This is a genomic window from Halorussus salinus (assembly GCF_004765815.2).
GTDB lineage: Archaea > Halobacteriota > Halobacteria > Halobacteriales > Haladaptataceae > Halorussus > Halorussus salinus.
Genome location: NZ_ML974127.1, coordinates 1,446,355 through 1,458,797, shown reverse-complemented (window position 1 = coordinate 1,458,797; position 12,443 = coordinate 1,446,355). Strand labels below are relative to the sequence as shown.

Sequence of the window (12,443 nt, the reverse complement as noted above, 5' to 3'; positions counted from 1 at the left end):
ATGCCCGTCACCAGCGACGTGGACGCCGACGCGGGCGAATCGGCGACCCGAGAGCGCGAGACCGAGAACGCCAGCGACGACTCGGGCGACGCGCTCCCTATCAACGAACTCTTCGAGTCCCTACAGGGCGAGGGCCGACTCGCGGGCGTCCCGAGCGTCTTCGTCCGCTCCTCGGGGTGCAACCTCCGGTGCTGGTTCTGCGACTCGTATCACACCTCGTGGGAGCCGACCCACGCGACGATGAGCGTCGAGGAGATAGTCGCCGAGGTCGAGTCCTACGACGCCGACCACGTGGTCCTGACCGGCGGGGAACCGCTCCTGCACGACGCGTCCGTGGCGCTCTTGGAGGAGTTAGACGCGCGGGGCTACCACACCACCGTCGAGACCAACGGGACCATCCACCGCGACGCGCCCATCGACCTCGCCAGCGTGAGTCCCAAACTGGCGTCCAGCACGCCGACGCCCGACGAGACCGCCAGACCCGACGGCAAACCGACCGACGCCGACGAGTGGGCCGAGCGCCACGACGAGCGTCGTATCGACCTCGACGCGCTCGCGGCGCTCGTGGAGGAGTACGACTTCCAACTCAAGTTCGTCGTGAGCGACCGCGCGGACGTGACCGAGGCGACGGACCTGCTGGACCGACTCCGGGACGCCGCCGCGGTCGAGATTCGGGACACCGACGTACTCCTGATGCCGGAGGGTGCGACCAAAGAGCGCGTCGCCGAGACCCGGCCCGTCGCCGCCGAACTCGCACAGGAGTTCGGTTTCCGGTACACGCCGCGACTCCACGTCAACCTCTGGAACGACGCGCCCGAGACTTGAGCGCGGAGAAACCTTCGGAAGACGAATTTCGAGGAGCGTCCGAATCGCGCCATCGATGTGGCGTCTGAATACAGTTAAGTGACTGCGTGACAGGGACAAATAATAAGGGAGTCGTAACTACCACATGGCACTCACATCGGGCGGCTCGCACTCCTTCTCGGCGTTCGCCAGCATGATAGTCGCCACGGTCATCTCGAAGTACGTCTGGAACCACACGCCCTCGTTCGTGGAGGTGTCGAACCTCGCCGGGGACCTGCTGGTCGCCACGACCGGCGTCGAACTCGCGCCTCAGACGGCCGGGAGCCTCCTCATCGCGTCGGGCCTCGCGTTCGTGTGGGGCGTGCTGTATCACGTCACGCGACACTGACGAGGTGTGACACCGCGGGAGACCGATAGCTCCTCGCTGGTCGGAACCGTACGACTCATCTACCTGCCGGTCCAGTGGTCCGGCATGACCGAGACGAACGCCGAGAAACGCGCGGTCGTCCTCGCCTCCGGCGGGATGGACAGCGCCACCGCGGCCTACCTCGCCGCCGAGGAGGGCTACGACTGTTATCTCCTGCACACCTCCTACGGACAGGAGACCGAGGACCGAGAGTACGAGTGCGCCCGGCGACTCGCCGACGACCTCGACGCCGCGGACTTCCTCCACGTGGAGACGGGCCACCTCGCGGCCATCGGCGGGTCGAGTCTCACCGACGACGAGATGGACGTGGCCGACGCCGACTTGGACTCCGAGGAGGTCCCGACCTCCTACGTCCCGTTCCGGAACGCGAACCTGCTGGCGATGGCGACCGCCTACGCCGAGGCCAACGACTGCGAGGCGGTGTTCATCGGTGCCCACAGCGAGGACTTCTCGGGCTACCCCGACTGCCGCCCGGCGTTCTTCGACGCCTTCCAGAACGTCATCGACGCCGGGACGAAAGACGAGACGGACATCGAACTGCGCGCGCCGTTCGTGGAGTGGTCGAAGACCGACATCGCCGAGCGCGGCGTGGAGTTGGGCGTGCCCTACGAACACACGTGGAGTTGCTACCGTGAGGAGGCCCCGGCCTGCGGCACCTGCGACGCCTGCGCGTTCCGGTTGCAGGCGTTCCAGAACGTCGGCGTGCGCGACCCCATCGCGTACGACGAGCGGCCGGAGTACGCGGACTAGGATTCGGTCGAGCAGGATTCGGTCGAAACTGATGAGAGGGCGGCTGTAAGCTACGGTTGTCTCCGCGATTTCCTCGACGTTTGATTGGGGAAGAAGCGGGCTACTGCCGACAACAAGGAGTCTACCGCAACGGCACAGCACCGCAACCGCGAACCACACACCTCCCCAACCGATTGCGGTCCTCGGCCACAGACCTGCGGTCCTCATCCCTCGCGCGCCGATGGCGCGACACGAAGTCGCGCCAGCACGCGCCGGAGCGGTTGCTTCGTCGAGTTCGACCGCCCGAGTCCCCTAGAACTCACTCCCGTCTCCGGAGGACGAGGAGCGCCGCGACCAGCGCGACCACCGAGACCCCGACGCCGAAGCCGGGAACCGGAATTTCGGGACTCGCCGACTCGCCGTCGCCGACCTCCTCGACCGACACCGCGGCCGTCGCGTTCCCGACCTCGGCGGTGTACTCGCCCGCGGCGTCGATTCGCCGGACGAAGGTGACCTCGGCGCGCTCGCCCGCCGACAGGGCGATTCGCTTCGTGGCGACCTCCTCGCCGAACAGCGAGAGCGCGAGGGCGCGCTCGCCCGACGCCGACCCGCGATTCGTGACCGTCGCGGTGATGGCGACCTGCTGGCCCGCCGTGATATCGGACTCGTTGACCGACACGTCCGCGACCGAGATGTCCGCGGTGGGTTCGGCCACCGTCACGTCGCCGACTCGCGCGCTCTCGGACCCGACGCGCTCGCCCGCGAGACCGACCGCGTGGGTGCCCGGCGCGATGTCGGCGCGGAGCGTGACTTCGGCGGTCTCCTCGGCGGGCACCGTGACTCGCTTCGTCGCCACGACTTCGCCGTCGGCGGTCAGATTCGCGGCGAACGTCGCGGTCGAGTTCCCGTCGTTCTCGAAGGTCGCGTTCAGCGCGACCGCTTCGTCGGCGGCGATTTCCGCGGCCGCGAGTTCGGCGTCGGCGACCGTCACCGACCGCTCCGCGCCGACCGCTATCGGGGCGAACCCGTCGGCCGCGATTCGGAGGAGAACCGTCTCACCCCGCGACTGGACCGTCGCGTTCACCGCCTCCCACTCGTCGCCCGCGCGCCGGTAGGCGGTCAGGTCCGCGGGCGCGAGGCCCGCGTCGGCGAGCCGCGAGCGGTCGATGGCGACGGTGTAGCCCACGCCGCCGACCTGCCGGGGTTCGACGTACTTCGCGCCGACCGACAGCGAGCCGAGGGTCACGTCCGCCGGAACGTCTGACAGCGGTTCGTCTCCACTCCGGGCGGTCTCCACGACGAAGTGCGCCTCGTCGCGCGAGAGGTTCACCCCTATCTCCCGGAACGCGACGCCGGTCTCCTCGGCCGCCGCGGTCTCGGGCAGGGCGGCCCGAATCGCTCCGTCGGCCCGGCCGTTGCGCACGTCCACGACTCCCGCGTTCGGGCCGCGCTCGTCGGTCTCGGTCAGCACCGGCGGCGGCCCGCGGTCCACCGCGCCGCCTCCGCCACCGCCGCCTCCTCCGGCGTCGTTGCCGCCGCTACCGCCGTCGCTCTCACCGCCGTTTCCGCCTCCGCCCTCGTCGCGTTTCGCTCGCTCGTCGCGCTCGACTTCGACGCTCACGGTCTCCTCGTCCGCGTTGCCGCCGCGGTCGAGGACGGTCACACTCGCGGTGTAGTTGCCTGCCGACTCGTAGGCGTGGCTGACCGTCGCGTCGCTCGTGGCTCGGTCGGTCTCGCCGTCGCCGTCGAAGTCCCAGCGATAGGTCGTGACGCTCGTCTCGTCGTCACCCGACCCGTTCGCGCTGAAGCCGATTTCCTGTCCCGTCTTCGTCCGGTTCGTGTCCACCGAGAGCGCGGCGCTCGGCGGCGACTCGTCCTCGGGGAACACCTCGACGGTCACGTTCGCGGTCGCGGCGTTGCCCCCGGCGTCGGTGACGGTGACGGTCGCGTCGTAAGTCCCGGCCTCGTCGTAGCGGTAGGTCGCCGTCGCGCCGGGGTCGGTCGCCGTAGCTCCGTCGCCGAAGTCCCACTCGTAACCCGCGACTCCTCGGTCGTCCGAGGAGTTCCCCGCGTCGAAGCGGACGGGAGCGCCCGCTTCGACGGTGGTCCGGTTGGCCGCGACCGCGGCCTCCGGCGGGGTCTCGTCGGCCGGACGGACTTCGATGTCTCGCTCCACGGTCGCGTTCTGGCCGCGCTCGTCCACGACTTCGAGCGTCACCGGGAACGTGCCGTTGCCCGAGGGGGTGTAGGCCACGCGCTCGCCGGTCGCGGTGGTGCCGTTCCCGAGCGTCCAGCGATAGCTCTCGATGCCGGTGTCGTCGGTCGAGTTGCCCGCGTCGAGGACGACCTGCTGGCCTTCGACCGGGGTCTCGGGCGAGACGACCCTGAAGGCGGCCTCGGGCGGGTCGTCGGGTTCGACTTCGACCGTCGCGCTCGCGCGGTCTGCGTTCCCGGCCTCGTCTACGACCGTCACGTTGGCCTCGTAGGTGCCGGTCTCGGCGAACGCGTGGGCGACCGTCGCGTCGCTCGTCGTCCGCTCGATTTCGCCGTCGCCGTCGAAGTCCCAGCGGTATTCGGCGACGCCGGTCTCGCCGTCCGCCGACTCGCTGGCGTCGAAGGTGACGGGCGCGCCGACCGTGCCCGATTCGGCGTTCAGTCGGGCGCTCGGCGGGGTCTCGTCGGGTTCGCAGGTCCCGGTCCGAATCGTCACCGGAGCGTTCATATCGAGGCTCACCGCGCTCGGGTCGCCGACGCTCCCGGTCAGGAACTGCCACGCCTCGGTGTCGCCCGAGCGGTCCACCGGCGAGTCGTAGAGTCCGGCCCGCTCGTCGAACGCCGGGTCGATGGTGACCGCGGTGCCGTCGCGGTCCAGTCCCCGGAAGACGCCGCCGTCGGTCCGGTCGCCGTACCACGACCAGTCGATGCGGTTCCGGTAGAATCGGTCGTCTTGGTCGGCGTAGTCGTCGTCCTCGACCACCCAGTCGCCACCCTCGGGCAGGCCGTCGAACCGGAACGTCGCGGCGCTCCCGTCGCCCCGGTCGCCGCCGACGGTGTTGTGGATTATCACGAGGCTCACGCCCTCGGGACCGTCGTAGAGGAACAGGCGACTGGCGTCCGATTGGGTGAGGTGGTCGGGCATGTAGGAGCTGTAGGTGTATCTGCTCGCGCCCTCCTCGTTCTCGATGTTCCGGTAGTCGTAGAACGAGCGCACGTCCTCGCCGTTCGAGAGCGGCGAGAGTTCGTAGCACTGGCCGTTCTGCTCCGCGACGAAGGCGTGTTCCGCGGCCGCGGCGGTGTCGCTGGCGGGCGACAGCGGAACCGTCGCGCCGACCACGAGGAGGGCGATACCGACGATAGCGAGGCGCGTGCGTGTCCGAGTCATGGGGAGGGCGGTCGCTTGCCCCGAGATTTCCCCGAGACGGCCTTTGTTATATGTCGGCTTCGCCGGGATAGCCCGGTCCGGACGCGACTCGTCGTCCGGGCTTAACCGCGGTCAGTCGCGGCTTAGAACGAGTCGGACGGCCGTCGGAAAACCTACTCGTCGGCGTCCTCCTCGCCCTGCCAGTAGTCCACGTCGCTGTCGCGCTCGTAGTAGCCCTGAACCGTCCGTTCCTCGCGGCCGCCGGGCGGCGACCCGGAGAAGACGCCCACCTTCCCCGAGTCGGGGTAGACGGTCACGTCGGGATCGTTCATCGTGGAGACGGCCAGATAGCGCAACGGCTCGTCCGAATCGTTGACCACGCGGTGGGCACCCGACTCGTCGGCCGGAAGCGCCACGTAGTCGCCCGCCGAGAGCGCGACCGTCTCGCCGTCGAGTCGGAGCGTCCCCGACCCCGCGAGGAGATACAGGGCCTCCTCGTTGCCGGTGTGGTAGTGGTAGGGCCACGACCGCTTGCCCGGCGGGAGTTCGTAGAGGCTCGCGCCTAACTCCTCGCCGTCGGCCTCCTCGCCCAACTGCTTGCGCCGGAGCTTCGTCTCGCCCTTTTCGAGCGTCGTCCAGTCGAGGTCGGTCTCGTTAACTTTTCCCATAGCCGACATCACGGAGCGGCGGGTCAAAAGCGTCGGGCCGTCGGCGCACGTCGTCGGGTCGAAAAAGGGAACGTCGAATCGAGGGTGCTTCTCGCGGAAATCGCTACTGTCGCCGGAGGGCCACCAGCGCGGCGGCCACCAGCGCGACCAGCGCGACGCCGACCCCGAAGCCGGGGATGCCAGACGAGTTGTCGGTCGTCGTCGCGGTCGTGGTCTCCATGCTACTCGACTCGTCGTCGGTCGTCGTGGTCTCGACGCCCTCCACGACGAGTTCGGCGTTCTGTCCGCCGACCGCGAGTTCGTAGACGCCGCTCTCGCTGGCGGCGTACTCGAAGGTCACGTCGGTCGCGTCGTCCGCGGCGACCGAGACGGTCTTCGTGGCGACGACCTCGCCGCCGACCGTCAGTTCGACGGTCTGCTCGCCCGCGGCGTGGCCGGTGTTCCGGACCGTCGCGGTGACGGTCACGGCGGTTCCGGGTTCGACCGACGCGCTCCCGACCGAGAGGTCGGTGACGCTCGTGACGGCCTTCCCGATGCCGACCGCGAACGTGCCGTTCGAGACGTTCGCGCCGAATCGGTAGGCGTCGTCGGTCTCGTTGAGTCGGGTCGTCTCGACTGCGCTCCACGCGCCGTCGTCGTAGCGGAACAGCCCGACAGCGCCGGGGGCCGCGTCCGCCTCGTTCAGTCGGTCCTTCGAGACCTCGAACGTCGCTCTGTCGGCGTCGCTGACGTTCAGGTACGAGAGCGCCGCGAATCCGTCCCGCTGGACGGTCGGCGCGGTCACGTTCGCGGGAACGCTATCGCTGACTCGCACGGTCGGGTCGGCGTCCGAACTGCTCGCGTGGACTGCGACCGACCCGACGTTGCCGTCGGCGTCCGTCAGCGGCGCGGTGGCCTTCGAGTCGTCGGTGTTCTTCGCGTCGTCGCTGTTCGAGTTCCCGCCGTTTCCGCCGGGGTTGGCGGGCGGCACGTAGCCGCCACCGCCGGTACTCTCGTCCTCGTCGTCCTCGATGCCCTTCTCGGAGTCGCCGTCGTTGCCGTCACCGCCGTTGTCGCCGTCACTGCTGTCGTCGGCGGGTTCGACGTGGACGGTCGTCTCCATCCGGGTGTTGTGCTTCTCTTTGTCGCGCATCAACAGCGTGACCGTCTTGTTGCCCGTCTCGTGGAAGACGTGCGTGACGGTCTCGCCGTTGGTTCTGTTCTCGCCGTCGAACTTCCAGTTGATGTAGTCAAGGCCGCTCGGGTCGCCCGCGCCCTTCGCCGTCACGGTGAACTCCTCGCCGACCGTGACCGTGTCCGGCGCGACGAGTTTCGCGGTCGGACCCTGAAGGTCAACGACCTCGATGGTCTTGGTTGCCGTGTCGGTGTCGCCGTCCGCTTCCGTCACGGTGACGCTAACCTCGTAGGTGCCTTCGTCGTCGTAGACGTTCCACGTCTCGATGCCGATGTACGACTGGTGGCCGGTGTCGCGCTCGTAGCCGTCCTTCGCGGTGTCGAGGTCCCACTCGTAGGTCAGGTCGCCGTCGCCGGTCGAACCGCTGGCGACGAGCGTACCGATGGAGCCGAACGCGAAGGTGTCGTCAACCGCGAGCGCCGCGTTCGGTCCGGCGTCCGTCGGCGGTTCGGTCGAGGCCTCCTCGACGGTCACGGTCGTCTGTGCCGTGTCCGTCTGGCCGCTGGTGTCCACGACCGTCACGGTCGCGTGGTAAGTTCCGGCGGCCGCGTAGGCCTTCGTGACGTTGGAGTGTTCGGTCGTCCGCTCGGTCTCACCGTCGCCGTCGAAGTCCCACTCGTACTCGGTCACGTTCTCGTCGTCGCGGGACTGGCCCGCGGTGAACGCGACCGTCTCGTCTACTTCGACCGTCGTCGGGGCGGCCGCCAGCGAGGCGACCGGGGGCATGTCGCCGGACTCGATCTGCTCGGGCGTCGGACTCGTCGTCGTGGACGCGCCGAGTCCGAAGGTCGAGAAGTCGGTCTCCCAGACGAGGTTGCTGTCGTTGCTCTCGGGTGTCCACTCGACGGTGACCGTGTGGCGGCCGGGCAGGAACGTCTTCCGGGACTCCTCGGAGCCGTCCCCACCGACGAGCTTGCTGCCGCCGCTCATCTCGTGGTCGTTCGGGTTCACGTAGCCGAACGTGACCTCGTACGTCCCGTTATCGACCTTCGTCGCGTTCTGGACGAAGGTACTCGGGCGCTCCGGTCGGACCGCGTCCAGTTGCGCCTCGAAGTCGGGGTTCTTCTTGCTGGCGTTCGCCGGGGTGTCGATGCCCTCCTCGTGGACGCTGACCGAGGAGATGACCGGCCCCCACTTGCCTTCGTCCTGCGCGTGGACGACCGTCGTTCCGTTGACCGGCCCGAGGTCGTAGTTCGAGGTGCCGACACCGCTGGTGTCGAAGAACGTCGCGTCCACGAACACCGTCTCGTAGTCGCCGTGGATGCGGACTGCGGTCGCGTTGACGTACTCGATGGTCTTCGGTTCCGTCACCGTGACGGTCTCGTTCGCGGTGTCGGTGTTGCCGTCGGTGTCGGTGACGGTGAGGGTGATTTCGTACTCGCCGGTCTCGTCGTAGGCGTGTTCGACCGTCTCGCCGCTGGCGCTCTCGCCGTCGCCGAACTGCCAGTCGAAGCTCGCGATGCCCTCGTCGTCCGAGGAGCTACTCGCGTCCAACTCGACCGCTTCGTTGTTGGCGACCGTCTGCGACGAGAGCGAGAAGGCCGCGGTCGGCGACCCGTCGCTCGGTTCGACTGCCTCGATAGTGGCGGACTCCTCGACGCTGGTGCCGTTGTCGTAGGTCACGTTCACCGTCACGTCGTAGGTGCCCGCGCTGTCGTAGGTGTGCGAGACTTCCTGTCCGCTCTCGGTCGCACTGCCGAAGGTCCACTCGTAACTACTGACGTTGCTCGCGTTGGGCGCGGCCGCCGAGGCGGTGAACTCCTCGCCAGCCGTGACCGTCTCGGGCGCGTCGAGGGTCACGCTCGGGGCGGTCGAATCGCCGCTCTCGACCGCGACCGAAGTCGTCGCCGTATCCGTGTTTCCGCCCTCGTCTACGACCGTCACCGCGGCGTCGTAGCTGTCGGCGGTGTCGTACGCGTGGGAAGTCGTCGCGGACGCGGTGGTCTCGTCAATCTCGCCGTCGCCGTCGAAGTCCCAGCGGTACTCGGCGATGGCGGTCTGGCCGTCCGAGGATTCGCTGGCGTCGAACGAGACCGATTCGCCGGTCTGCGCGGTCTGGGGGTTCGCCGAGAGCGCCGCGTTCGGCGCGGTCTCGTCGGCACAACTGCCCTTCTCGATGGTCAAGCTCTGGCCCTTGGTGAGGTCGTACTCGGACCCGTCGCCGGACCGGAGCTTCCAGTCCACGTCGTCGGTGGCGTACTGCCACTGGTTCTGTCGCTCCTGATACGCCCACGAGTTCTCGCCGAAGGCGGAGTCGATGGTGATGGCGTCGAAGCTACCGCCGAGACCCCGGACCACTGCACCGTCGGTCCGACCGGGCGACCACATCCAGTCGATGGACGAACTCGTCCCGCTGTGGTCGAAGTTGTCGTCCCGGTTCTCGTAGCTGTCGTCCTCGATGACCCACTCGCGGTCGGACGGCAGGCCCGAGAGGTCGAACGAAATCGCACCGCCTTCCGACTCGTTGAGGTCGTCGTGGAGCATCACGAGGCTCAGGCCCTGCTCGCCCTCGTAGACGAAGAGGTGACTGACCTGATTGTCTTGGACGGCCTGCGACCCCTCGCCGTACGAACCGTACTTCGTGTCGGGACCGGCGCGGTAGTCGTAGAACTCCTCGACGGTCTCCTCGCTGGACGTGAGCGGGGAGACTTCGTAACAGTTGCCGCCCTGCGTGACGTGGAACGTGGTCGCGTCGCCGGTCGGTGCCGCCGCGACCGAGCCGACGCCCGCCGAGACCGACGAGACGACGAGGAGAAGCGTCAGCAGGACGCTCCGTGCGCGGTCGCTCACGGGGAGCCACCTCCCGAGGAGTCGGTGGTGCGTCCGTTTCGGGGCGTTCCGGTCGGCGTACCTATGCTTGCGTCGGGACACCACCGCGTCGGCGGTGTTCCGTGGCGTCTGTGGTGGGGGTGTGCGTCTGGCATTCGTCTGCGTTTCGGGGGTTAATTTCGGGTTTTCCGTGCGTTCTGAGCATCTTAATCCGCGATTCGTGCGTCAGAGCATCGTTACGCCAGAACTTCCGCCACAGTCGCCCTTTGTTATCCTTCAGCTGTAGACGCCACAGAGAGCGCCTGAAAACCGAGAAAGAGGTGTCTACGCGGGGTCGAATCGTCGTTTGGGTCGGCCTGAACTCCGGCTTTCCCGGCTACCCGCGCCGATAGCGACCCCACTCACCCCGAGTCGGTGCCGACCCGACCAGCCGAGGTCGCTCCGACGACCGGTCGCTACGCGTCGCTCGGTCGGCCGGTCGCTACGCGTCGCTCGGTCGGCCGGTCGCGGTGACGTAGATGCCCGCGAGGACGACCGCGCCGCCAGCCACGGTGAACAGGTCGGGCACCTCCCCGAGGAGAACCAGCGCGAGGAGGGTCGAACCGACCGGTTCGCCCAGTAGCGTGACGCTGACCACGCTCGACTCGACGTACTTCAGCGCCCAGTTGATGACCGTGTGCCCGAAGATGCCCGGTCCGAGGGCCATGCCGACGAAGAGGAGCCACTCCTCGGGGGGATACTCGGTCAGTGCTTCGACGGTCGCCGCCGTCCCTCCTCCGCCGACTTCGACCAGCGCGACGGCGAACAGGACGACCGCACAGACGGTGTAAACCACGGTGACGTAGGGCACCAAGGCGACTCGCTGGCGGAGCGACCGCCCGGCCAGCACGTAGCCAGCGGCCATGACCGCGCCGACGAGCGCGAGGGCGTCGCCGTAGAGCGGTCGCGCTCCGGCGAGCGCGGCCCCCGACAGCAGGCCACCGAGCGACATGAACACGATGCCCGCGATGGCGACGAGAATACCGCCGACCATCCGGCGGTTGATGGCCTCGTCCAGCAGGACCGCCGCGCCGACGGCAACGAACAGCGGTTGGGACTGGACGAGCGTGACGCTCGCGGCGACGGTGGTCCACTCCAGACTCTCGAACCACGTCGCGAAGTGGGCCGCGAGCGCGACGCCGGTGACGACGGCGACGAGCGCGTCCCGCGCAGAGAGTGCCCGAAGCTCGTCGCGGTACCGCGAGACGGCGACCGGCGCGAGCAGGAGCGTAGTGAACACGACTCGGTAGAGCGCCTTGACGATGCTCGGGGCGTCGCTGAACCGGACGAGGATGGCGCTGGTGCTGACCGCCACGATGGAGACCGCGAGCGCGGCCATCGGCGGCGTGCGCGATTCGAGCGACGCCAACCACGTCATCGTCCCGGAAATCGAACGGTGGCTGTTTAGTCGAACCGGTTTTGTGCGCGCTCTCCGAACCCGGTCCATGGACCGGTTGGGAACCGCGCTGGTGTTGGTGTCGGCCGCGGGATTCGGGACGCTGGGCGTCCTCGGCGAACTCGCCGCGACCGCGGGGCTGTCGATTCCGACCGTGCTGTCGTTTCGGTTCCTCCTCGCCACGGCGGTCGTGTGGCTGGTGCTGGGCGCTCGCGGTCAGTTCCGACTCCTCCGGGGTCGGTCGCTGGCGGTCGGGGTCGCGCTGGGCGCGGTCGGCTACGCGACGATGAGCGGCCTGTTCTTCTGGGGGTTGGAGTTCATGACCGCCGGACTTGTCGGCATCCTCCTCTACACCTACCCCGTCTTCGTCGTCGCCGCGGCGGCGTTGCGACTCGACGAACCGGTGACGCGCCGGACGGTCGGCGCGCTCGGGGCCGCCCTCGCGGGCGTGGCGCTCGTGACGGGCGCGGACCCCGCGGGCGCAGACCCGCGGGGAATCGCCATCGTCCTCGGGGCCGCGGTGGTGTACGCGGGCTACATCACCGCGAGTCGGTCGGCGCTGGCGACGGTGGACCCGCAGGTCCTCACGGCGCACGTGTTGCCCGGCGCGGCAGCGACCTATCTCGCGTTCGGGACCGCGACCGGCAGACTCGCCGCTCCGGCGACCGACTACGAGTGGGCGCTGGTCGTCGCTATCGCCGTGGTTGCGACCGCGGTCCCCATCTTCACGTTCTTCGCGGGCCTCGAACGCATCGGCGCGAGCAGGGCCAGCATCGTCAGCACCGCGGAACCGGTGGTGACGCTGTTGCTCGGCGCGGCGGTGTTGCACGAGCCGATTACGCCGCTGACGGTGGTCGGTGGCGCGCTCGTCCTCGGCGGCGTCCTGCTGGTCCAGACCGGTGCAAAGTAATCACTCGGCGCGCTCACTCCGCTCGCGCATCAGATTTGGCTCGGCCGTGTCTCAGGTTAGTCGGACTGGCGGTTCGGGTGGGTCGCCCGTAACCGCGCGAAACGTCCGGGCCGAGTTGGTCCCGTTCTCGGATATAAAGTTTCGTGACGGCTGGTAGCGACCTCTC

Annotated in this window: 8 protein-coding genes; 4 read left to right on the top strand and 4 right to left on the bottom strand. The window is 68.6% G+C overall.

Features of this window, described 5'->3' with window-relative positions; translation table 11 throughout:
- From EPL00_RS07330 to queC, 3 genes are all read left to right on the top strand, one after another.
- Positions 1 to 825, top strand: coding sequence for a 7-carboxy-7-deazaguanine synthase QueE (locus EPL00_RS07330; RefSeq protein WP_135851123.1), 825 nt, complete (start codon positions 1 to 3; stop codon positions 823 to 825).
- 124 nt (positions 826 to 949) lie between these two features.
- Positions 950 to 1,192: a hypothetical protein gene (locus tag EPL00_RS07325; RefSeq protein ID WP_135851124.1), complete on the top strand. Its 243-nt coding sequence runs from the start codon at positions 950 to 952 to the stop codon at positions 1,190 to 1,192.
- Positions 1,193 to 1,276: 84 nt separating this feature from the next.
- The gene (queC, locus tag EPL00_RS07320) at positions 1,277 to 1,981 is read left to right on the top strand and encodes a 7-cyano-7-deazaguanine synthase QueC (protein WP_135852434.1); all 705 of its coding nucleotides are present in this window, start codon (positions 1,277 to 1,279) and stop codon (positions 1,979 to 1,981) included.
- Positions 1,982 to 2,279: 298 nt separating this feature from the next.
- Here queC and EPL00_RS07315 read toward each other — a convergent pair whose 3' ends face one another.
- From EPL00_RS07315 to EPL00_RS07300, 4 genes are all read right to left on the bottom strand, one after another.
- On the bottom strand, positions 2,280 to 5,342 hold the full coding sequence (locus tag EPL00_RS07315; RefSeq protein ID WP_135851125.1) for a PKD domain-containing protein: 3,063 nt from the start codon (positions 5,340 to 5,342) through the stop codon (positions 2,280 to 2,282).
- A 152-nt stretch (positions 5,343 to 5,494) separates the two neighbouring features.
- Positions 5,495 to 5,989, bottom strand: a complete 495-nt coding sequence (locus tag EPL00_RS07310) for a cupin domain-containing protein (protein WP_135851126.1) — start codon at positions 5,987 to 5,989, stop codon at positions 5,495 to 5,497.
- A gap of 103 nt (positions 5,990 to 6,092) precedes the next feature.
- Positions 6,093 to 9,953 carry a PKD domain-containing protein gene (locus EPL00_RS07305; protein ID WP_135851127.1) on the bottom strand — a complete coding sequence of 1,287 codons (3,861 nt, stop codon included), beginning with the start codon at positions 9,951 to 9,953 and terminating at the stop codon, positions 6,093 to 6,095.
- A 460-nt stretch (positions 9,954 to 10,413) separates the two neighbouring features.
- Complete coding sequence (locus EPL00_RS07300) at positions 10,414 to 11,349, bottom strand: DMT family transporter (RefSeq protein WP_135851128.1); 936 nt, start codon at positions 11,347 to 11,349, stop codon at positions 10,414 to 10,416.
- A 67-nt stretch (positions 11,350 to 11,416) separates the two neighbouring features.
- Here EPL00_RS07300 and EPL00_RS07295 point away from each other — a divergent pair, with 67 nt between their 5' ends.
- Entirely contained in the window at positions 11,417 to 12,277 is an 861-nt protein-coding gene (locus tag EPL00_RS07295) for a DMT family transporter (RefSeq protein WP_135851129.1), read from the top strand.
- Positions 12,278 to 12,443 lie beyond the last annotated feature (166 nt).

Excerpts from the sequence above, each read along its gene's own strand:
- EPL00_RS07300 (WP_135851128.1), bottom strand. The coding sequence starts at position 11,349 with ATGACGTGGTTGGCGTCGCTCGAATCGCGCACGCCGCCGATGGCCGCG.
- EPL00_RS07315 (WP_135851125.1), bottom strand. The coding sequence starts at position 5,342 with ATGACTCGGACACGCACGCGCCTCGCTATCGTCGGTATCGCCCTCCTC.
- EPL00_RS07295 (WP_135851129.1), top strand. The coding sequence starts at position 11,417 with ATGGACCGGTTGGGAACCGCGCTGGTGTTGGTGTCGGCCGCGGGATTC.
- EPL00_RS07325 (WP_135851124.1), top strand. The coding sequence starts at position 950 with ATGGCACTCACATCGGGCGGCTCGCACTCCTTCTCGGCGTTCGCCAGC.
- EPL00_RS07330 (WP_135851123.1), top strand. The coding sequence starts at position 1 with ATGCCCGTCACCAGCGACGTGGACGCCGACGCGGGCGAATCGGCGACC.
- EPL00_RS07310 (WP_135851126.1), bottom strand. The coding sequence starts at position 5,989 with ATGGGAAAAGTTAACGAGACCGACCTCGACTGGACGACGCTCGAAAAG.
- queC (WP_135852434.1), top strand. The coding sequence starts at position 1,277 with ATGACCGAGACGAACGCCGAGAAACGCGCGGTCGTCCTCGCCTCCGGC.